At 44.2% G+C, this 22,703-nt stretch carries 16 protein-coding genes, 2 tRNA genes, 1 other RNA gene and 1 pseudogene; 15 read left to right on the forward strand and 5 right to left on the reverse strand.

Features of this window, described 5'->3' with window-relative positions; all coding sequences use genetic code 11:
- Positions 1 to 75: 75 nt before the first annotated feature.
- Positions 76 to 160: transfer RNA gene (locus G4417_RS06075), tRNA-Leu, on the reverse strand.
- A gap of 197 nt (positions 161 to 357) precedes the next feature.
- Here G4417_RS06075 and G4417_RS06080 point away from each other — a divergent pair.
- The 7 genes from G4417_RS06080 (at position 358) to rnpB (ending at position 8,033) form a co-directional block, all read left to right on the forward strand.
- Positions 358 to 1,365 (forward strand): deoxyguanosinetriphosphate triphosphohydrolase, encoded by a 1,008-nt coding sequence (locus G4417_RS06080; protein ID WP_173682977.1) that lies wholly within the window; start codon positions 358 to 360, stop codon positions 1,363 to 1,365.
- A gap of 22 nt (positions 1,366 to 1,387) precedes the next feature.
- Complete coding sequence (gene dnaG, locus G4417_RS06085; protein ID WP_173682978.1) at positions 1,388 to 3,184, forward strand: DNA primase; 1,797 nt, start codon at positions 1,388 to 1,390, stop codon at positions 3,182 to 3,184.
- Positions 3,185 to 3,223: 39 nt separating this feature from the next.
- Positions 3,224 to 4,351, forward strand: coding sequence for an RNA polymerase sigma factor RpoD (rpoD, locus tag G4417_RS06090; RefSeq protein ID WP_008707631.1), 1,128 nt, complete (start codon positions 3,224 to 3,226; stop codon positions 4,349 to 4,351).
- Between the two features lie 10 nt (positions 4,352 to 4,361).
- Positions 4,362 to 5,069: a tRNA (adenine(22)-N(1))-methyltransferase gene (locus G4417_RS06095; RefSeq protein WP_173682979.1), complete on the forward strand. Its 708-nt coding sequence runs from the start codon at positions 4,362 to 4,364 to the stop codon at positions 5,067 to 5,069.
- Positions 5,056 to 5,838 (forward strand): Nif3-like dinuclear metal center hexameric protein, encoded by a 783-nt coding sequence (locus tag G4417_RS06100; RefSeq protein ID WP_173682980.1) that lies wholly within the window; start codon positions 5,056 to 5,058, stop codon positions 5,836 to 5,838. The genes G4417_RS06095 and G4417_RS06100 overlap by 14 nt, the downstream gene beginning before the upstream one ends.
- A gap of 118 nt (positions 5,839 to 5,956) precedes the next feature.
- Positions 5,957 to 7,624, forward strand: a complete 1,668-nt coding sequence (locus G4417_RS06105; protein WP_022380710.1) for a nucleoside kinase — start codon at positions 5,957 to 5,959, stop codon at positions 7,622 to 7,624.
- 58 nt (positions 7,625 to 7,682) lie between these two features.
- An RNA gene (rnpB, locus tag G4417_RS06110) (RNase P RNA component class A) lies at positions 7,683 to 8,033 on the forward strand.
- 50 nt (positions 8,034 to 8,083) lie between these two features.
- Here the strand turns inward: rnpB and G4417_RS06115 are convergent.
- The 3 genes from G4417_RS06115 to G4417_RS06125 form a co-directional block, all read right to left on the reverse strand.
- A complete protein-coding gene (locus G4417_RS06115) occupies positions 8,084 to 8,521 on the reverse strand; it encodes an aspartate carbamoyltransferase regulatory subunit (RefSeq protein ID WP_008707627.1) in 438 nt (145 codons plus the stop codon).
- Positions 8,515 to 9,438, reverse strand: a complete 924-nt coding sequence (gene pyrB / locus G4417_RS06120) for an aspartate carbamoyltransferase (RefSeq protein ID WP_022379948.1) — start codon at positions 9,436 to 9,438, stop codon at positions 8,515 to 8,517. The genes G4417_RS06115 and pyrB overlap by 7 nt, the downstream gene beginning before the upstream one ends.
- Before the next feature lie 79 nt (positions 9,439 to 9,517).
- Positions 9,518 to 9,904 (reverse strand): putative ABC transporter permease, encoded by a 387-nt coding sequence (locus G4417_RS06125; protein WP_173682981.1) that lies wholly within the window; start codon positions 9,902 to 9,904, stop codon positions 9,518 to 9,520.
- Positions 9,905 to 10,069: 165 nt separating this feature from the next.
- Here G4417_RS06125 and G4417_RS06130 point away from each other — a divergent pair, with 165 nt between their 5' ends.
- Positions 10,070 to 11,353 (forward strand): bifunctional folylpolyglutamate synthase/dihydrofolate synthase, encoded by a 1,284-nt coding sequence (locus tag G4417_RS06130; RefSeq protein WP_055058718.1) that lies wholly within the window; start codon positions 10,070 to 10,072, stop codon positions 11,351 to 11,353.
- A gap of 21 nt (positions 11,354 to 11,374) precedes the next feature.
- Complete coding sequence (pheA, locus tag G4417_RS06135; RefSeq protein ID WP_173682982.1) at positions 11,375 to 12,505, forward strand: prephenate dehydratase; 1,131 nt, start codon at positions 11,375 to 11,377, stop codon at positions 12,503 to 12,505.
- 19 nt (positions 12,506 to 12,524) lie between these two features.
- Here pheA and G4417_RS17710 read toward each other — a convergent pair.
- Positions 12,525 to 12,593, reverse strand: a pseudogene (locus tag G4417_RS17710) (DUF6783 domain-containing protein); the annotation flags it as partial.
- A gap of 97 nt (positions 12,594 to 12,690) precedes the next feature.
- Between G4417_RS17710 and G4417_RS06140 the strand changes: the two are divergent.
- The 6 genes from G4417_RS06140 to G4417_RS06165 all read left to right on the forward strand — a co-directional run bounded on the left by G4417_RS06140 (position 12,691) and on the right by G4417_RS06165 (position 22,669).
- Positions 12,691 to 13,998, forward strand: a complete 1,308-nt coding sequence (locus G4417_RS06140; RefSeq protein ID WP_008707619.1) for an ATP-binding protein — start codon at positions 12,691 to 12,693, stop codon at positions 13,996 to 13,998.
- Between the two features lie 36 nt (positions 13,999 to 14,034).
- Positions 14,035 to 15,573, forward strand: coding sequence for an HD domain-containing protein (locus G4417_RS06145; protein ID WP_173682983.1), 1,539 nt, complete (start codon positions 14,035 to 14,037; stop codon positions 15,571 to 15,573).
- A 14-nt stretch (positions 15,574 to 15,587) separates the two neighbouring features.
- Positions 15,588 to 17,756, forward strand: coding sequence for an RNA degradosome polyphosphate kinase (locus G4417_RS06150; RefSeq protein ID WP_173682984.1), 2,169 nt, complete (start codon positions 15,588 to 15,590; stop codon positions 17,754 to 17,756).
- A gap of 249 nt (positions 17,757 to 18,005) precedes the next feature.
- A tRNA-Glu gene (locus G4417_RS06155) sits at positions 18,006 to 18,077 on the forward strand.
- 347 nt (positions 18,078 to 18,424) lie between these two features.
- Positions 18,425 to 20,350, forward strand: coding sequence for a DNA gyrase/topoisomerase IV subunit B (locus tag G4417_RS06160; protein ID WP_118575614.1), 1,926 nt, complete (start codon positions 18,425 to 18,427; stop codon positions 20,348 to 20,350).
- Between the two features lie 72 nt (positions 20,351 to 20,422).
- Positions 20,423 to 22,669, forward strand: coding sequence for a DNA gyrase/topoisomerase IV subunit A (locus tag G4417_RS06165; protein WP_173682985.1), 2,247 nt, complete (start codon positions 20,423 to 20,425; stop codon positions 22,667 to 22,669).
- The last annotated feature ends 34 nt before the right edge of the window (positions 22,670 to 22,703 follow it).

Here is a 22,703-nt window from a genome sequence, read left to right on the forward strand (position 1 = left end):
GAGAAAAGAATTATTGTAGAAAAAAGAATAAAAAAATAAGGCACCATGACTTCTCATAGTTCCTCATTCTTTAAATGCGGAAGATGGGACTTGAACCCACACGAGCGCAATGCTCACAAGATCCTTAGTCTTGCTCGTCTGCCAGTTCCGACACTTCCGCATATCGCATTTCTCTGGGATTCTTTTGCTCTCCCTCGCGACAAGTGATACTATATCAAATGTAAAAGCTAATGTCAACACCTTTTTGAAAAAAATATAAAAAAATTTCAATTTTTTTTTGAAAAAAAGAGGAATTTGAAATTTTATGTAGAATATAATTAATAAGAGGTATTTTGTCAGCTTGTGGAGGTATCGCTTATGAATATCAGAGAAAGCATGGAACAGCGTGAACAAAAGATGCTCAGTCCTTATGCTGCTTTGAGTCTTTGTTCCAGAGGCAGAGAGCGGCAGGAGGAAGAATGCGATGTACGGACTGTCTATCAGAGAGACAGGGACAGGATCCTTCATAGTAAAGCTTTTCGCAGGATGAAGGATAAGACACAGGTTTTTGTGGCGCCCCAGGGTGACCATTACAGGACCAGACTGACACATACTCTTGAGGTATCACAGATTGCCAGAACAATAGCGAAGGCACTGAGACTGAATGAAGATCTTGTAGAAGCGATCGCACTTGGACATGACCTGGGACATACTCCCTTTGGACATGCAGGTGAGAGGGCTCTTGATGCAGTGAATCCGGATGGCTTTGCCCACTATAAACAGAGCGTCAGGGTCGTACAGGTACTGGAGAAGAACGGCGAAGGGTTGAATCTCACATGGGAGGTCCGGGATGGTATCCTGAATCACAGAACCAGTGGGAATCCGTCTACTCTCGAAGGGCAGGTAGTAAGACTTTCGGACAAGATCGCCTATATTCATCATGATATGGATGATGCACAGCGGGCGGGGATTATTTCTGAGGATGATATTCCGATCACGCTTCGGATGCTGCTCGGTTATACAACCAGAGAGCGGCTCAATACATTTGTTCATGATGTGATAGAGAACAGTCTTGAGCAGGATACCATAAAGATGTCAGCAGAGATCTACGAGGCAATGATGGATCTGCGGGCTCTCATGTTTCAGAATGTATATGAGAATCCGGCAGCCCATAAGGAAGAGGAAAAGGTAGTGAAGATGCTGACGGAGTTATATGAATATTATGTCGAACACCCGGAAGCAATGTCAACAGAATACAGGGAGCTGATCGTGCGTGGAGAGAAGAAGGAACAGGCAGTATGTGACTATCTCTCAGGAATGACAGACCAGTATTCAATAAAGAAATTCCGGGAGATTTACATACCAAAAGCATGGGAAGTCTATTAATCATCAAGAAGGAGGACGAAGCATGCGTTATTCAGACGATATCATTGAAGAAGTCAGGATGAAGAATGATATTGTAGATGTTGTATCCCAGTATGTGAAGCTGAACAAAAGAGGAAGTACCTATTTCGGGCTGTGTCCGTTCCATAATGAGAAAACGCCCTCTTTTTCGGTAACACCGGCGAAGCAGATGTATTACTGCTTCGGATGCGGAGCAGGCGGGAATGTATTTAATTTTGTGATGGAATATGAGAATTATACCTTTGGGGAGGCACTGAAGCATCTGGCAGACAGGGCAGGGGTGCAGCTTCCGAAGATTGAATATTCCGGAGAAGCAAAGAAGAAAGCAGAACGTCGGGCTGCCCTTTTGGAGATCAATAAGCTTGCAGCAGGATATTTCTATTATCAGCTGCGTCGTGAGAGTGGCAGACAGGCACATGAATATCTGACAGGCAGAGGACTCAGTGAGGAGACGATCAGGAAGTTTGGCCTGGGATATTCGGATAAGTACAGTGACGATCTGTACAAATATCTGAAGTCAAAGAATTACAGTGACGAACTGCTGCGGGATTCCGGCCTGTTCAATGTGGATGAACGCAGGGGAATGTATGACAAGTTCTGGAACAGGGTTATTTTCCCAATCATGGATGTGAATAACCGCGTGATCGGATTTGGAGGCAGAGTGATGGGTGACGGAAAGCCGAAGTACCTGAACTCGCCGGAGACTATGATTTTTGATAAAAGCCGGAATCTGTACGGGCTGAATGTTGCAAGAACCACGAGAAAAAATTATCTGATCCTGTGTGAAGGATATATGGATGTGATATCCATGCATCAGGCAGGGTTTACCAATGCGGTTGCATCGCTGGGAACGGCACTTACTTCCGGACATGCAAGTCTGCTGAAGCGTTATACTCAGGAGGTATTGCTTCTGTATGACAGTGATGATGCAGGCGTGAGGGCTGCCCTTCGTGCCATTCCTATTCTGAGGGAAGCAGGTGTTTCTTCGAGAGTGGTAAATCTTAAGCCGCATAAAGATCCGGATGAATTTATCAAGGCACTTGGAGCGGAAGAGTTTGAGAAACGTCTGGAGCAGGCTATGGACAGCTTTATGTTCCGCGTACATATGGCAGAGCGGGAATTTCCAATGGAGGAACCCCAGGGACAGAACCGTTTCTTTGAGCGATGTGCGCAGATGCTTCTGGAGCTTTCCGATGAACTGGAGAGAAATCTTTATATAGAAGCAATCGTAAAGGATTACAGAAGCAGTGGGATCAGTGTGGAGAATCTGAAAAAGAGAGTCGGAGCTCTTGCAATGAAGGGAACTCCGGCAGAGCAGAGAATTCAGCCTAAACCTGTGGGAGCAGGTCAGCAAAAGAAGAAGGAGAGTGCAGCAGAGAAAGCACAGAAGCTGATGCTTACCTGGCTGGTAACTTATCCGGGCATATTTGACACAGTGGAAAAATATATCCAGCCTTCAGATTTCGTGGTTCCTCTGTACAGGCAGGTGGCAGAGATGCTTTACCAGCAGCACAGGGATGGCGATGTGAATCCTGCAAGGCTGATGAATGCTTTCATTGACAGTGAAGAGCAGAGAGAGGTTTCATCCCTTTTTAATGCAACGATCCATCTGGAGACTCCGGAGGAACAGAACCGGGCTTTCTCGGATGCTGTGATCAGGATTAAGGATGAGAGTCTGAAAGAGAGAAACAGAACCTGGGATCCCACAGATATACAGGGACTGCAGGAACTTGTAAAAGCAAAGAAAGAACTGGAAGAGCTTGGAAGAAAGCGGCAGCAGCTGCATATTTCTTTCGAATAAGGATAAAATATAAACACTATATGGAGGTATAGAGCACATATGGAAATGAATATGGGTAAATTCAGTGAAAAACTGGTAGAACTTCTGGAGCTTGCCAAGAAGAAAAAGAATGTACTGGAATACCAGGAAATCAATGACTTCTTTAAGGATCAGCCACTGGGAGTTGAACAGATGGAGAAAGTATTTGACTTTCTGGAAGCCAGTGGAGTGGATGTGCTTAGGATTACAGATAGTAATGCAGATGATATGATCCTGGATGATGACGATGCAGACATTGATAAGCTGGATGAAGAAGAGATTGAACTTGACAAGATCGATCTTTCTGTTCCTGAAGGTGTAAGCATCGAGGATCCGGTACGTATGTATCTGAAGGAAATTGGTAAGGTTCCGCTTCTTTCAGCAGAAGAGGAAATCGAACTTGCAAAGAGAATGGAGAATGGGGATGAGGCTGCCAAGAAACGTCTGGCAGAAGCAAACCTTCGTCTTGTTGTCAGCATTGCAAAGAGATATGTGGGACGTGGAATGCTTTTCCTTGACCTGATCCAGGAAGGTAACTTGGGTCTTATCAAGGCGGTTGAGAAATTTGATTACCGCAAGGGTTATAAATTCAGTACCTATGCTACATGGTGGATCCGTCAGGCGATCACCAGAGCAATCGCAGACCAGGCACGTACCATCCGTATTCCGGTGCATATGGTTGAGACTATTAACAAACTGATCCGCGTTTCCCGTCAGTTACTGCAGGAGCTTGGACGTGAACCTACGCCGGAAGAAATTGCAAAAGAGATGGATATGTCTGTAGAGCGTGTACGTGAGATCCTTAAGATCTCCCAGGAACCTGTATCTCTGGAGACACCTATCGGTGAGGAAGAGGACAGCCACCTTGGAGACTTTATCCAGGATGACAATGTACCTGTACCTGCAGATGCAGCAGCATTTACTTTGCTGAAAGAGCAGCTGGTAGAGGTTCTGAGCACATTGACAGACAGAGAGCAGAAAGTATTGCGCCTGCGTTTTGGCCTGGACGATGGACGTGCCAGAACTCTGGAGGAAGTTGGTAAGGAATTTAATGTAACAAGAGAACGTATCCGTCAGATTGAGGCAAAGGCGCTCCGCAAGCTTCGTCATCCGAGCCGTAGCCGTAAACTGAAGGATTATCTGGACTAAGGAGCCTGTTATGCAGCTTTCATTACGTTTGTCTGCAATAGCAGGCCTGGTGACCAGGGGAAACAGACTTGTGGATGTGGGATGCGATCATGGATACCTGCCGGTTTCGCTTTATCTGGATGGAAAGATTCCGGGTGCGATTGCCATGGATGTAAGAAAAGGCCCGTTGTCCAGAGCGCAAGAACATATTTCTCAGTATGGACTGGACGCATACATAGAAACCCGGCTTTCAGACGGACTTGAGGCTTTGAAACCGGGAGAGGGCGACACTCTTGTGATCGCAGGAATGGGCGGCCCTCTCATGGAGAGGATTCTTACTGACGGGGCAGAAGTCAGGGAGAGCTTTCGGGAAATGATCCTGCAGCCTCAGTCAGATATCCCCCATTTCCGCAGATTTGTCAGAAAAATCGGCTGGCAGATCACAGAGGAGGAGATGGTTCTGGAGGATGGCAAGTTTTATCCTATGATGAAGGTAATTCATGGAGAAAAGATGCATATTTCAGAAGATACTCCTTATACTTTAGATGAGTGGTTTGGAAGAATGCTTCTGGAAAGAAAGCATCCTGTTCTGCGGGAGTATCTGGAAAGAGAGCTTCGCATCCGCAATGAGATTCTTGACAGATTAAAGAATGCGCCCAATGCAGAGAAGCGTGCGGGCGAGATAGAGGAGGAAAAGCAGGCAGTTATTGCTGCTTTAGAGGAATATGAAGGCATATGAACTGACCTCCTGGCTGGAGAAGAAGTACCCGTCAGATGCAGCAGAGGACTGGGATAACGTAGGACTTCTCGCAGGAGATGATACAAATGAGATCAGCCATGTATTTCTGGCTCTGGATCTGACAGAGGAAACACTGGCTGAGGCCATAGAGGATGGGGCAGATATGATCATTACCCATCATCCCATGATCTTTTCCGGAATTAAGAAGATCAATAATCACAGCTTTACAGGAAGAAAGATCCTTACGCTGATACAAAAAGGAATTGTTTATTATGCGATGCATACCAATTATGATGTGCTGGGTATGGCAGATCTGAGTGCAGACTATACGAAGATGCATGATACCACAGTCCTTTCCGTAACTGAAGAGAGAGATGGGGAAGTACAGGGCTTTGGCAGAGTTGGGAAACTTTCTCGGGAAATGACGCTGAGAGAGTATGCACAGCTTGTCAAAGAGTCTCTGAAGTTAAATGATGTAAAGGTTTATGGGAATCTGGACAGCATGGTAAAATGTGCTGCTGTATGTACAGGATCAGGCAAGAGCATGATCAAGGATGTCATTAAGGCCGGTGCGGATGTGTATGTGACCGGTGATATCGACCACCATACAGGAATTGATACGGTTGCGCAGGGACTGGCGCTGATCGATGCCGGACACTACGGAACAGAATATATTTTTATGGATGCAATGAAAAAAGAACTGACACAGGCATTTCCGAAACTGAAAATCTCCTGTGCAGAGGTAAAGAGCCCGTACACGATTCTGTGATACGGGTTCTTACCATATAATAATGAAATTATAAATGAAAATTGGCTGATCTGCCTGTTGGCAGCGGAGCCGATAACTGTATTTACTTGTCGGTATAGCAGAAATGGAGGCAGGATTTATGGGACAGAAAATGTATAACGTTACGATACAGGGAATAACAAAACAATATCCTGAGAAGATTCCTTACAGCGAGATTGTAAAGGAATACGAAGGAAGTACGGATGCACCTGTAATGCTGGTGATCGTAAATGGCAGGCTGAGAGAACTGCATAAGCATCTCAAGGCAGACTGTGAGATTGAATTTGTGACATCCAAAGATCCGATCGGACACAAAACTTATTGCAGAAGTGCAAGTCTGATTCTTCTGAAAGCAATTTATGATGTGGCAGGGCAGGAAAATATAGACAGTGTAGTGATCCATTATTCTGTGGGCAGCGGCTATTATTTTACAATGAAAGGACCTATGGCGCTGGATCAGGAATTTATTGATAAGGTAAAGGCGCAGATGCACAGGATCGTGGACGAGAATCTTCCAATTGTAAAGCGAAGCGTAAGCACCAGTGAGGCAGTTGCACTTTTTCATAAGCATCATATGTATGACAAAGAGAAACTGTTTAATTACCGCAGAAGCTCTGCGGTGAATCTTTACAGTATTGGAAGTTTTGAGGATTATTTCTACGGTTTTATGGCGAACCATACGGGATATATTAAGACGTTTGATCTGTTTTTGTATGAGGGCGGTTTCGTACTGCAGCTTCCGACTCAGAATGAACCGGACCGGATACCTGAATTTAAACCGAGGGAGAAGATTTTTCGTGTGCAGAAGGAATCGCAGGAATGGGGAGATAAACTGGATATTGCGACAGTCGGTGATCTGAATGAAAAGGTTACCAGAGGCGGTATCCAGGATATTTTGCTGATCCAGGAGGCTATGCAGGAGGCAAAGATTTCGGAAATCGCATCTGAGATTGCCGCTGCCGGAAACAAGAAGTTTGTTATGATCGCAGGTCCGTCTTCTTCCGGAAAGACTACGTTTTCACACAGGCTGTCCATTCAGCTAGCTGCCCATGGAATGAAACCGCATCCGATCGCAGTGGATAATTATTTCATTGACAGGCATCTGACTCCTGTAGATGAGTTTGGGGAAAAGAATTTTGAGTGTCTGGAAGCGATTGATGTGGAGCAGTTTAATAAAGATATGCTTGAGCTTTTGGAAGGAAAAAGGGTAGAGATGCCGGTTTTCAATTTCAAAACAGGAACCAGAGAATATAAAGGTGATTTTCTGCAGCTGGATAAAGACGATATTCTGGTGATCGAGGGAATTCATGGATTGAATGACAGGCTCAGCTATGCGCTGCCAAAGGAGAGCAAATTTAAGATTTATCTAAGCGCTCTGACTCAGCTGAATATTGATGAACATAACAGGATTCCTACTACGGATGGCCGTCTGATCCGCAGAATTGTAAGAGATGCCCGCACCAGAGGGACTTCCGCGAAAGAGACAATTGCAAGATGGCCGTCTGTGCGCAGAGGTGAAGAACAGAATATCTTTCCCTTCCAGGAGGATGCAGATGTAATGTTTAATTCTGCGCTGATCTATGAACTGGCATGCCTGAAAGTATATGCGGAACCGCTTTTGTTTGGGATTGCCAAGGACGAACCGGAGTATACAGAGGCGAAGAGGCTGCTGAAGTTCTTTGAATATTTTGTTCCGGTGCCAAGCGAGGCAGTGCCGAATAATTCGATTTTAAGAGAATTTATCGGTGGAAGCTGCTTTAATGTGTAAAATAGTAGAATGAAATTTCTTTACAAGTGCAAAAAAACGTGCTAGAATAGCACTTGCGCAACCAGGCCAGGTAATCGCGGCTGAACAGACGAAAGGGTTCAGACGAGGAAAGTCCGGGCTTCGCAGGGCAGGATGCCGGATAACGTCCGGTGGAGGTGACTCCCAGACCAGTGCAACAGAAATAAACCGCCTCACTTGCTGAGGTAAGGGTGGAAAGGCAGTGTAAGAGACTACCGCCGTCCTGGTAACAGGCCGGGCACATGTAAACTCCATTCGAAGCAAGACCGAATAGAAAGCGATACGGCTGCCCGTCGTGCTTTCAGGTGGGTCGCTTGAGCCTTATGGCAACGTAAGGCCTAGACAGATGATTACCCAATGACATAACCCGGCTTATCGGTCTGATTGCGTACAAAAAAACAGAACGGATTTCTTCCGTTCTGTTTTTTGATATTTGTTTTATTATTTATTGCGTTTACCTGTATATTTCTCTTCGCAGTATTTACATCTGTAAACTTCTTTCTCTTTATCTGCAAGAACAAAGATCTGGTCGAGTCCCTGTTCAATGGAAGTGATGCAGCGTGGATTCTTGCATTTGATCACGTTGACAACCTGATTCGGAAGTTTCAGTTCTTTTTTGGCAACGATCTTCTCGTCCTTGATTACGTTTACAGTAATGTTATGATCGATAAAGCCGAGAATGTCAAGATCGAGATTCTCAACCGGGCATTCAACCTTGATGATATCTTTCTTACCCATTTTGTTGCTGCGTGCGTTCTTGATGATGGCAACGGTGCAGTCAAGTTTATCAAGCTTCAGATCATGATAGATAGTCATGGCCTTGCCTGCTTTGATATGGTCTAATACATAACCTTCGCGAAGTGCTCCAACATTTAACATGGTAATTTTACCTCCAGTAATGTGAGAATCAGGGCCATACGTACATATACACCGTACTGTACCTGTTTGAAATAAGCTGCTCTCGGGTCTGCATCCACCTCTGTTGAGATTTCATTTACACGTGGAAGCGGATGAAGAACGTACATGTCTTTTTTGGCAAGTTCCATTTTCTGTTTGTCCAGAATGTAGAAATCCTTCATGCGGACATAGTCTTCTTCGTTGAAGAAACGTTCTTTCTGTACACGTGTCATGTAGAGGATATCAAGATCCGGTAAGGCATCTTCCAGTCTCTCTACTTCCTGAAATTCGATATTGTTCTTTTTCAGAACGTCCTCGCGGATATAGCTTGGGATGCGAAGCTCTTCCGGTGAAATCAGAATGAATTTTACATTTGTGTAACGTACAAGTGCTTCGATCAGGGAGTGAACTGTACGTCCGAATTTCAGGTCGCCGCACAGACCAATGGTCAGATTGTCCAGACGTCCTTTCAGGGAACGGATGGTAAGTAAGTCGGTTAATGTCTGGGTAGGATGTTGATGACCACCGTCGCCGGCGTTGATAACAGGAATAGAAGAAGCCATAGAAGCTACTAACGGAGCACCTTCTTTCGGGTGGCGCATAGCACAGATGTCAGCGTAACAGGATACAACGCGGATTGTATCGGCAACACTTTCACCCTTTGAAGCGGAACTGGAATCAGCTGATGAAAAACCAAGAACTTTACCGCCAAGGTTCATCATAGCAGCTTCAAAGCTGAGACGGGTACGGGTGCTTGGCTCATAGAATAAAGTTGCCAGTCTTTTATCATCGCAGACATGTGCGTATTTATCAGGGTGTTTCTCAATATCGCTGGCCAAGTCAAGAAGAGTATTTAACTCATCAACAGACAGATCCAGCGGACTCATTAAGTGTCTCATTTCATACCTCCATATTTTACTGGTTCAGGAATTGTTTACGTAATCCTTCTTAATATCATATAATAATCAGGTGCTTTTTTCAAGAGAGTTTTCCAAGTATTTTCTCAAAAAAAAGTCCGGCTCCGAACCAGAGGGGAGCGTAGTCCGGTCTTATCAGTCCCCGGTAATTCAGAGGAGTGTTGCTGTAGTCCCAGGGACACATATGGAAACAGCGTAAAAGAGTACCGCTGATAAATTCCACGAAAAAAAATCCGACAGTATAAATGCAGCCGCGGACAAAAAGCGGGACAGCAGAAAGTTTACCGGAGAGCGGGCGGATGATGGCACCGCATCCGTAAATGGGAAACATTAAAAGGGAAGTTTTTCCTGTCATGGTAAGTTCTCCTAAAAGGATGGAATGCAGTCCGGTCCAGAGGATTTCCATGCACCAGCCCGTCAGACCGCAGAGAATAAAAGCTTTTTTCATAGGTAACGCTCCTGTATAAATTTCTATGATTCTAGTATTGCCTGCCTTGAAAAAAACATACACGTAGGATATAATGAGAACACGTTATTACACTATAGCAATGAGGTGCCTTATGCGCAAAAGGAACGTGTGGAGGGGATCTCATGGAAATAAGAGGAGTTTATTATGAATTATCAGGAAAGCCGGGAGTACATAGATAAAATCACCCGGGAAATTCCCAGTGTCCTGGGACTGGATCATATGCGTGAGCTGATGAAACGTCTTGGAAATCCACAGGATGATCTGAAATATGTGCATATAGCCGGTACCAATGGCAAGGGTTCTGTCATTGCTTTTTTGTATTCTGTTTTATCCGGTGCGGGATATCGCATTGGAAGATATGTTTCGCCTACCCTGTATTCCTACAGAGGCAGGATGGAAGTTTCGGGAAGCAGGATCAGCAGAGAGGACTTTGCTGCTTATATTACACAGGTGTCTGATGTTATTGCTGCTATGACAAAGGATGGTTATCCTCATCCCACTGCATTTGAAATAGAGACTGCGGTGGCATTTCTGTTCTTTAAAAAAGAGAATTGTGATCTCGTTTTGCTGGAAGTGGGAATGGGCGGAAATCTGGACGCCACAAATATTATTAAGAATACGCTGCTGGCAGTGCTGGTATCAATCAGTATGGATCATATGTCTTTTCTTGGAAATACTCTGGCACAGATCGCAGAGAAGAAAGCCGGGATCATCAAAGACGGCTGCAGAGTGGTGACTGCCAGACAGAAGCCGGAAGCAATGCAGGTGATCGAGAGGATCAGCAGAGAACACGGTGCAAAATGTACCATAGCAGATGCTTCTGAGGCAGAGATGTTAAAGGAAAGCTGCCTTGGACAGACAATCCGATACAGGGGTGAAGAGTATGAGATTCCGCTGGCAGGTGTTTATCAGAAGGAAAATGCAGTAGTTGCACTGAATGCTTTAAAAGTATTGGATGAGCTGGGCTTTTCCACTGCTGCGGAGCAGAAAAAAGAAGGGCTTCGCACAGTAAACTGGAACGGACGGTTTACAGTTATCTGTAAAAAACCGCTGTTTGTGGTAGATGGTGCTCATAATCCTGCTGCTGCGGATATGATGGCAGCTTCAATAGAGCATTATTTTAAGGGAAAACGGATCATCTATATTATGGGAGTGTTTGCAGATAAGGATTACAGAAGTGTCATTCAGAAAACTGCGCACTTTGCAGACCGGATACTTACGATCCAGACTCCGGATAATATAAGGGCGCTGCCTGCCGGAGAGCTGGCGAAGACTGTCAGTGAATACAATCCCAATGTACAGGCAATGGATACGATTAAAGATGCAGTGGAGGAGGCTTTTTCACTTGCCGGGGAACAGGATGTGATCATTGCTTTTGGCTCTCTTTCCTTTATCGGAGAGATGACTGACATTGTAGAGAATTTGTGAAAGTAAAAAGGTATAACATAAATGATAGATTTACAGGAATGCAGAAATGAAATAGATAAGATTGACAGCGATATCATACGTCTTTTTGAACAGAGAATGAAGGTGTGTGAGGATGTTGCAGAATATAAGATACGTACAGGAAAGAAGGTTCTGGATCCGGAAAGAGAAAGACAGAAGCTGGAGGTCCTGAGAGGTAAGGCGCATGGAGAATTTAATCAGCTTGGTGCGCAGGAGCTTTTTCAGCAGATCATGGCGATCAGCCGTAAGAGACAGTATCAGCTTCTCACAGAGCATGGAATCGAGGATGATGAGAAACTGGAAATGGTAGATGCACTTCCGTTGAAAGATGTAAGAGTTGTCTTTCAGGGTGTGGAAGGTGCATACAGCTATGCTGCAATGAGGGAATATTTCCAGGACGATATTGAGAGTTTTCATGTAAAAACCTGGCGCGATGCAATGGAAGCAGTTGTGGAGGGAAGAGCAGACTATGCGGTACTTCCCATTGAGAATACAACTGCCGGTATTGTGGCTGATATTTATGATCTTCTTACAGAGTATGAGCTGAGTATTGTAGGAGAACAGATCATCCGTCCGGAGCATGTACTTCTGGGACTGCCGGATGCTGAACTGGAGGATATCAGACAGGTATGTTCTCATCCTCAGGCGCTTTCCCAGTGTGGAAAATATCTGGAATCTCATCCGGACTGGAAGAAGAAAGAGATGGAAAATACTGCCGGTTCTGCCAAGAAGATAAAAGAAGACAATGACAAGACGCAGGCTGCTATTGCCAGCAGACAGGCAGGAGATCTTTACGGACTGAAGATCCTGGCTGAGAATATCTGCTATAACGGACAGAATGCCACACGTTTTGTGATTGTGAGTAAGAAACCAATCTATGTGAAGGATGCACATAAGATCAGCATTTTCTTTGAACTGCATCATGAGAGCGGAACTCTTTACAATATGCTGTCTCACATTATTTATAATGGACTGAATATGACGAAGATAGAATCCCGCCCGATCACAGGGAAGAACTGGCAGTACCGTTTTTTTGTTGATTTTGAAGGGAATTTAAAGGACAGTGCCGTGAAGAATGCCCTGAGAGGAATTGAGGCAGAAGCTGACAGAATGAGAATTTTGGGAAATTATTAAAAATCATTTCCATAATGCCAGAGCGTGTTTGAAAAATCATTTCCACAATCTGCACGTCCCACTTTGCGGCATATTTTGCGTAAAGCATTTTTCAAACACACTCTGGTACATCGTTTTCGAAATAATTATACCACTCACAGCAGAACAATAAGATAAAACAACAAGGTAAGAAGGAAGTAATAAAAATGGCTAGATTAAATGAATGCATCTTATACCGTAACTTTGAACATGGAGAAATCCTTGATAAAATGGCAGAACTGATGAATGCCTGGGAACAGAAAGCACCTGATCTGAAAGAAAAGGAAGGGCTGTTTTTTGAGTGTGCCAACGGACTGGTGGAAACTGCCGGCGCTTATGGCTTTTCCGGAAATTTATGGCACTGTTATCTGACATTTCTTCTGGTAAATAATGAAAATGCATTTAGTACAGCCTGTGAGATCAGAGGGGCTGTCAACGGAAGTATTAATGAACTGGCACTGAATGATTTCGGTGTGTTTAAAGAACTGTATGATTTTGACCTGACTGTACTGGATGAGGCATTTGGAATTTCCTGCTGTAAGGTTCTCGGTGATTATACCAACACCGGAAGTAACAGCAAGATGTTTAATTCCCGTATCAGAGACCGTATCTGTGATCTGAGCAAAACGCTGGCAGCAGCGGAGTCCACAGAGGAATTCATGAAGGATATGGTACAGTTTTATAAGGATTTTGGTGTGGGTAAGCTGGGATTACATAAGGCCTTTCGTGTAGGCCATGATGAGAATGATAATGTGGAGATCCAGCCGATTACAAGGATCGCTCATGTGAAACTGGAGGACCTGGTCGGATATGAAATCCCGAAGCAGAAACTGATCGAGAATACAGAAGCTTTCGTAAGAGGCAGAAAGGCAAACAACTGTCTGCTTTTTGGTGATGCAGGTACAGGTAAATCCTCAAGTATCAAGGGAATCCTGAACCGTTATTATGATGAGGGACTTCGTATTATCGAGGTGTATAAGCATCAGTTTCAGGATCTGAATGATGTGATCGCCCAGATCAAGAATCGAAACTACAAATTTATTATTTATATGGATGACCTGTCATTTGAGGAATTTGAAATCGAATATAAATATCTGAAGGCAGTGATCGAAGGCGGTCTGGAGAAGAAACCGGACAATATCCTGATCTATGCAACAAGTAACAGAAGACATCTGGTAAGAGAGAAGTCCAGTGACAAACTGGAAATCATGGATGATGACGATCTGCATTCCTCCGATACAGTGCAGGAGAAGCTTTCACTGGTTTATCGTTTTGGTGTCCGTATTTACTATGGCGCACCGAGCAAAAAAGAATTCCAGACAATTGTGAAAGCTCTCGCAGAGAGAAACGGAATTACCATGCCGGAGGACGAACTGCTTCTGGAAGCAAATAAGTGGGAGCTTTCCCATGGAGGACTTACAGGACGAACTGCACAGCAGTTTATCGACCATCTGCTGGGTGTGGAGAAGGAATAAAAAAGCAAATAGATGAATGGTAAAGGGGGAACGCATATGGCAGTCATGACATTTGCAGCCATTGACATCGGATCTTATGAAGTCAGCATGAAGATCTTTGAGATGTCAAAAAGAATTGGTTTTCGTGAACTGAATGATGTCAGATACAGTCTGGAAATTGGAAAGGGTGTCTATTCTGACGGAAAGATTGACTCAGAAATGCTGAATGTTTTATGTGAGGTGCTGAACGACTTTAAGAGGCTGATGCAGGACTTTGGGGTGGAAGAGTATCGTGCCTGCGGCACCAGTGCATTCAGAGAACTTGTGAATCCGCTGCTGATCATTGAACAGATCTATCAGCGTACAGGAATGAAAATTGAAATATTAAGCAGTGCAGAACAGCATTTCCTTGGATATAAATCAATCGCTGCCATAGAAAAGGGATTCAAAAAGATGATCCAGAAAGGCACCGCGATCCTGGATGTGGGCGGCGGCAGCCTTCAGGTTTCCCTCTTTGACAAGGATGCACTGGTCACTACCCAGGGACTTAAAATGGGAAGTTTAAGAATCCGCCAGCGTCTGCAGGAACTGGAGAAAACAACCATTCATTATGACAAGTTGGTTGAGGAATTTATCCGAAATGACCTGATGAGCTTTCAGCGTCTGTATCTGAAGGATAAGGATATCAGGAATGTGATCCTGATGGGAGATTTTATTACAGATATGATCTTCCAGGAGGAAATGGAAGACAGGATCATTACAAGGGAAGAATTTATGAAACGCTATGAGGATACAGTTGGAAAATCTGTTGACTTATTGGCACAGGAGATGGAGATTGATCCAGAATATGCATCCCTTGTTGTGCCGACTATGGTAGTGTGCAGAAATTTTATTGATATTTTCAATGCAGAGTCTCTCTGGGCACCAGGTGTTTCCCTGCTGGATGGAATTGCCTATGATTTTGCAGAGAAGAAAAAATTTCTCAAAAGTGTCCACAATTTTGAGAATGACATTCTGGTTACATCAAAGAACATTGCAAAACGCTATTCCAGCAGTAAGAGCCATATCCAGGGAACTATGAATCTTTGCCTGAATATCTTTGACAGTATGAAGAAAGTTCATGGCATGGGAGCAAGAGAACGTCTGTTATTGCAGATCGCGGCACTGCTTCATGACTGTGGCAAATATATCAGTATGGAAAAGGGTTCTGAGTGTTCCTATCAGATCATTATGTCTACAGATATTATTGGTCTGTCCTCTATGGAGCGCCAGATGATCGCATGTGCGGTCAGATTCAATAATTCTGCGTTTGTTTATTACGATGAACTTTACAGTATGGGAATCGCTATAGACAGAGAGAGCTATATCAAGGTGGTAAAGATGACTGCAATCCTTCGTCTGGCGAATGCCATGGACAGAAGTCATTATCAGAAAGTAAAAGGAATCAAAGCAGTGCTCAAAGACAGAGAACTGCAGATGATCGTGGATTCTGCACAGGACATTTCCCTGGAACTGGGACTGCTGAAAGATAAAGAGGCATTTTTTGAAGAAGTATTTGGCATTCGTCTGGTTCTCAGACGCAAGGGCAGAGCGTAAAGGAGGATGAACTTATGGACTTTGAAAAATTTGAAAAGAAAGAATATTTCGTGAATCGCGAGCTGAGCTGGCTCAAATTTGATGAGCGTGTTCTGAGTGAAGCAAGAGATAAAAATCTTCCTTTGTTTGACAGACTGAAGTTCTTAAGTATTACCGCATCCAATCTGGATGAATTCTTTATGGTGCGTGTGGCGTCTCTTAAGGATCAGGTACATGCAGGATATCATAAAACAGACATTGCAGGAATGACAGCCAAGGAGCAGTTAAAAGAAATCAGTGTCCGTACCCATGAACTGGTTCATGTACAGTATAATACACTGAACCGTTCTCTGATCCCTGCGCTTGAGAAAGCCGGAATGCACCTGGTGGCAGCCCATGAGAATCTTACAGAAGCACAGAGTGTATTTGTAGACAGATACTTTGAGGATAATGTATATCCGGTACTTACACCGATGGCGATGGATTCTTCCAGACCGTTTCCGCTGATCAGAAACAAGACATTAAATATTGGTGCTCTGATCTCCAAGAAGGAGAAGAGTGATAAACTCAGCAAAAAGGATAAAACAGGAGAACTTCTGTTTGCTACAGTGCAGGTTCCGTCTGTGCTTCCAAGGGTGGTGCAGATTCCGTCAAAGAAGGATGGAGATACCACAGTGATCCTGCTGGAAGAGATTATTGAAAGAAATATTGACAAACTTTTCCTGAGTTATGATGTGATATGTGCCCATCCTTACCGTATTATGCGTAATGCGGATCTTACCATCGATGAAGATGAGGCAGAGGATCTGCTGGTGGAGATCCAGCGCCAGTTAAAGAAACGTCAGTGGGGTGAGGTTATCCGTCTGGAAGTAGAGGATAACATGGATGAACGCCTGCTGAAGATTCTGAAAACGGAATTTGACATCAAAGAGGCAGATGTTTTTGAGATAAACGGACCTCTGGATCTTACCATGCTGATGAAAGTATATGGTGCGGAGGGCTTTGATGCTTACAAGACACCGAGATATCAGCCGGCACCTGTACCGGAATTTCAGAATGAGAAGGATATTTTCCAGGTGATACGTGAGGGCGATGTATTCCTGCATCATCCTTATATGAGCTTCGATCCTGTTGTAAATTTTGTACGTCAGGCAGCAAAAGATCCGGATGTTCTGGCTATTAAACAGACTCTGTATCGCGTCAGCGGCAATTCACCGATTATTGCTGCCCTTGCGCAGGCAGCAGAAAACGGCAAACAGGTTTCCGTACTGGTAGAGCTGAAAGCACGTTTTGATGAAGAAAATAATATTGTATGGGCGAAGAAGCTGGAGAAGGCAGGATGTCATGTAATCTATGGTCTGGTAGGTCTTAAGACACACAGCAAGATCACGCTGGTTGTGCGCAGGGAAGAGACAGGAATCCGCCGTTATGTGCATCTGGCGACCGGAAACTACAATGATTCCACTGCAAAACTCTATACAGACTGCGGTATCTTTACCTGCGATGAACGTTTCGGTGAAGATGCAACAGCAGTATTTAACATGCTCTCCGGGTATTCAGAACCAAAAAGCTGGAATAAGCTGATCGTAGCACCAATCTGGATGAAAGACAGATTCTTAAGCCTGATCGAACGTGAGGCGGAGAATGCAAAGAAAGGACTTCCGGCGTTGATCCGCGCAAAGATGAATTCCCTCTGTGATCCGAAGATTATTGCAGGATTGTATTATGCATCTTCCTGCGGAGTTCAGGTGGAGCTTCTGGTAAGGGGGATCTGCTGTCTGAAAGTAGGAGTGCCGGGAATCAGTGAGAATATTCATGTCCGTTCTATTGTAGGGGAATTTCTGGAGCATAGCCGTATTTTCTATTTTGAAAACGGCGGAAACCCGGAAATCTATATGGGAAGTGCGGATTGGATGCCGCGTAACCTTGACCGCAGGGTAGAGATTGTTTTCCCTGTGGAAGATGAGAAGATTAAGAAAGAGCTGGAACACGTACTTGATCTGGAATTTAAGGATAATGTAAAAGCTCATATCCTGCAGCCGGATGGAACTTATGTGAAGCCGGATAAACGAGGCAAAGCCCAGATTAACTCTCAGATGGAATTCTGTATTGAGGCAACTGAGAAAGCAGCACTTCATAAACACGAAGAAAAGAAATCTCGCGTATTCATTCCGGCAGAGCCTGCGGAGGATATAGAGGAATAAGAAACAGTCAGAAACAGAAATAAATAACTGGGAAATGCCATGGAAAGCGGTGGAACTGCCATGGCATTTCTTCTCTAAAAAATAAACTCCTTTTTGTGGCAAAAGCCGCATAAATACAGGGCTTTTTGAACGAAAAATTCGCGAAAAATAAAAAAATTGAAATTTTTTTAAAAAAGTACTTGCATTTTAGAAAAAGATGGTGTATATTAAACGAGTCGACAGCGAAGAGCAAACGACAAACAAACAAATGGCCAGTTGGTCAAGGGGTTAAGACGTCGCCCTCTCACGGCGAAAACACGGGTTCGATTCCCGTACTGGCTGCTAACAAAATAGTGAGAAAATAACCAGAGCATAGGCTCTGGTTATTTTTTGCGCTCAGAAGATTTATAGCTGAATAGAAAGAAAAAGTTGACAGTTGAAAAAACCAATGATAAGATAAATGCACTCAAATTATAACAGAACAGGCTTACAGGCAGAAAAGGATCAGAATTTCGGTTCTGATTATTTTTTTGTGTTTTATTCCATTGACAAGGAAGGTTTAGGCTTGAAAAAAAATAAAAATTCGGTTATAATACGAACAAATGTTTGCAATATAAAATTTATTTCCTGATTTGCAGTAAGCAATCTGGTTGATGTTGATATATAGAAAGAAAGGAAATGTAACAGACATGGCAAAGAAAAACACCTATGATGCAGGGAGCATTTCTGTCCTGGAAGGTCTGGAGGCGGTTCGTAAGCGTCCGGGAATGTACATCGGAAGTGTTTCACGAAAAGGATTAAATCATCTCATTTATGAGATCGTAGATAACGCAGTAGATGAACATCTGGCAGGATACTGCAGTCTGATCCATGTGATTCTGGAGAAGGATGGTTCCTGTACGGTTACGGATAATGGAAGAGGAATTCCGGTAGATATGCATGAGAAAGGAGTGTCGGCAGAGAGACTTGTATTTACAACTCTTCATGCAGGCGGTAAATTTGATAATTCTGCCTATAAGACCAGCGGAGGACTTCATGGAGTAGGCTCTTCGGTTGTGAATGCCCTGTCTACATATCTGGACATTAAGATCAGTCGTGACGGATATGTGCATCATGATCACTATGAACGGGGAATCCCGACCATTGAACTTGAGGAAGGGTTGCTGCCGAAGCTGGGTAAGACCAGACAGACCGGAACAAGTATCAATTTCCTTCCTGACCCGGAGATTTTTGAAAAGACAAGATTTTCTGCAACAGAAGTAAAGAGCAGACTTCATGAGACTGCATATCTGAATCCGGAACTGACCATTCATTTTGAGGATAAAAGAGGTGCAGAGGTCGAGGATATTACCTATCATGAGCCGGACGGTATCATTGGATTTATCAAGGATCTGAACCACAGCGCGGAAGTCCTGCATGATCCGGTTTACCTGAAAGGGGAAGCAGACGGTATTCAGGTAGAGGTGGCATTTCAGTTTACCAATGAATTTCGTGAGAATGTACTGGGCTTCTGTAATAACATTTACAATGCAGAGGGCGGTACTCATCTGACCGGATTTAAGACTACATTTACTACAGTCATGAATACTTATGCGAGAGAGATTGGTGTTCTTAAAGACAAGGATCCGAACTTCACAGGTGCAGATATCCGTAACGGAATGACAGCAGTTGTTTCCATCAAGCATCCGGAACCTCGTTTCGAGGGACAGACCAAGACAAAGCTGGATAATCAGGATGCATCACGCGCAACCGGAAAGGTTGTAGGAGAGCAGATGGTACTTTATTTTGACAGAAATCTGGAGACTCTTAAGACAATCCTTTCCTGCGCGGAGAAAGCTGCCAAAATCCGCAAGACAGAGGAGAGAGCCAAGACCAATCTTCTGACAAAGCAGAAATATTCCTTTGACTCTAACGGAAAGCTGGCAAACTGTGAGAAAAAGGATCCGTCCCAGTGTGAGATCTTTATCGTAGAGGGAGATTCTGCGGGAGGTTCCGCAAAGACTGCCCGTAATCGTAATTATCAGGCAATCCTTCCTATCAGAGGCAAGATCCTGAATGTGGAGAAAGCAACCATTGATAAAGTGCTTGCCAATGCGGAGATCAAGACCATGATCAATGCATTTGGATGTGGATTTTCCGAAGGATACGGAAATGACTTTGATATTACGAAGCTTCGTTACGACAAGATTGTGATTATGGCTGATGCCGATGTGGATGGGGCACATATTTCCACACTGCTCCTGACTTTATTCTACCGTTTCATGCCGGATCTGATCACTGAGGGACATGTGTATATTGCCATGCCGCCATTATATAAAGTCATGCCTAAGAAGGGGCAGGAGGAATACCTGTATGATGATAAGGCACTGGAGAGATACAGACGTGCCCATAAACCGGGAAGCTTTACTCTTCAGAGATATAAAGGTCTGGGCGAGATGGATGCGGAGCAGCTCTGGGAGACTACTCTGAATCCGGAGACAAGAATGATGAAGCGAGTGGAGATTGAGGATGCGAGACTTGCATCAAGCGTGACAGAGATCCTGATGGGAAGCGATGTTCCGCCGAGAAAGAAGTTTATCTATGAGCATGCACAGGATGCAGAGCTGGACATCTGATTTTGCCGGAGTGTTATGTGGAAATTAAGACAGATACATGGATATGTGTCTGAGATGGAGGAAAGAAATTAAATGGAAACAAAACAGGAGAATGTGATTCCTACCGACTATGCGGAGGTCATGCAGAAATCCTATATAGATTATGCCATGAGTGTTATTATTTCCAGAGCCCTGCCGGATGTGCGTGACGGATTGAAGCCCGTACAGAGAAGAACCCTGTATGATATGTATGAACTGGGCATCCGTTATGACAGGCCATACAGAAAATGTGCCCGTATTGTAGGTGATACCATGGGTAAATATCACCCTCATGGTGACAGTTCTATCTACGAAGCACTTGTGGTAATGGCTCAGGATTTTAAGAAAGGCAAAACACTGGTCGACGGACATGGAAACTTCGGTTCTATCGAGGGTGACGGTGCAGCTGCCATGCGATATACAGAAGCCAGACTGGAGAAACTGACGCAGGATGTATTCCTCGAAGATCTGGATAAGAATGTAGTAGATTTTATGCCAAACTTTGATGAGACAGAGAAGGAGCCGGTGGTACTTCCTGTCAGAATCCCGAATCTGCTGGTAAACGGGGCGGATGGTATCGCTGTCGGCATGGCAACCAGTATTCCGCCTCACAATCTGGGAGAGGTTGTAGATGCGGTAAAGGCATATATGAAGAATAACGACATCAGTGTTAAAGGGCTGATGCGCTATCTAAAGGGACCAGACTTTCCGACAGGTGGTCTGGTAGTAAATAAAGATGACCTGCTCAGGATTTACGAGACAGGAACAGGTAAGCTGCGTGTCAGAGGTAAAGTGGAGACAGTGAAGCTCAAAGGCGGCAGACAGCAGCTTGTGATCACAGAGATTCCTTACACAATGATCGGTGCAAATATTGGAAAATTCCTGAATGATATTGCGTCTCTTGTGGAAAACAAGAAGACAACAGATATCGTGGATATCTCCAACCAGTCTTCCAAAGAGGGAATCCGCATTGTTCTTGACCTGAAGCGTGACGCAGATGTAGAGAACCTTACAAATATGCTCTATAAGAAGACAAAGCTGGAAGATACTTTTGGCGTGAATATGCTGGCAGTTGCGGATGGCAGACCGGAGACCCTGAGCCTGAAGCAGGTGATCGAGCATCACGTGGATTTCGTATTCGATGTCACGACCAGAAAGTACACCACACTTCTGAATAAAGAGCAGGAGAAGAAAGAAATCCAGGAAGGTCTGATCAAGGCATGTGATGTGATTGACCTGATCATCGAGATCCTGCGCGGAAGCAAGAATAGAGAACAGGTAAAGAAATGCCTGGTTGACGGTGTGACAGAAGGAATCAGATTCAAGAGCAAATCAAGCGATAAAGCTGCGCAGAAGCTGCATTTCTCAGAAAAACAGGCAGCTGCGATCCTGGATATGCGTCTGTACAAACTGATCGGTCTGGAAATCGAGGCACTTCAGGCGGATTATGCAGAAACAATGAAGAACATTGCCATTTATGAAGATATCCTGAATAATTATGATTCCATGGCAGAAGTGATCATGAAAGAACTGGATCAGATCAAGAAAGAGTACGGTACGAAACGCCGCACAGTGATCGAAAATGCAGAAGAAGTTGTCTATGAAGAAAAGAAGATGGAGGAGATGGAAGTCACCTTCCTTATGGATCGCTTCGGATATATGCGGACCATTGATAAGTCTGCATATGAGAGAAATAAAGACGCTGCCAATGCAGAGAACAAATATGTGTTTAATTGTATGAATACAGATAAGATCTGTATCTTTACAGATAATGGAAAGATGCACAGCATCAAGGTGGCAGATATTCCGCTGGTTCGTTTCAGGGATAAGGGGACACCGGCAGATAACCTGAGCAATTATGACAGTGCACAGGAACGTATGCTTTATGTAGCACCGCTGGCATCTATAAAAGAAAATACACTTCTGTTTGTCACTGCTGCATCCATGTGTAAGCTGGTGAGCGGTGCAGAGTTTGATGTGGCGAAGAGAACGATCGTGTCTACCAAACTTGCTGAAGAGGATTCTCTGATCTTTGTGGGTTCAGCAGATGAAATGGAACAGGTGGTATTCCAGAGTGAGGGAGGATATTTCTTGAGATTTCAGAAACAGGATATTTCTACTATGAAGAAAACATCTATCGGGGTGCGTGGAATGAAACTGGCAGAAGGAGATAAGCTGGATCATGCATATCTTCTGGAAAGCCGTCAGGAATATACCATTACTTACCATGATAAACCTTATGTTCTCAACAGGGTAAAACTGTCCAAACGGGACAGTAAAGGAACAAAACCACGTATATAAAACCAACAAATCCGCTAAAATCAAGGTTTTTGCA

The organism is Blautia wexlerae (assembly GCF_013300825.1).
In the GTDB taxonomy this organism is placed as follows: domain Bacteria; phylum Bacillota; class Clostridia; order Lachnospirales; family Lachnospiraceae; genus Blautia_A; species Blautia_A wexlerae_B.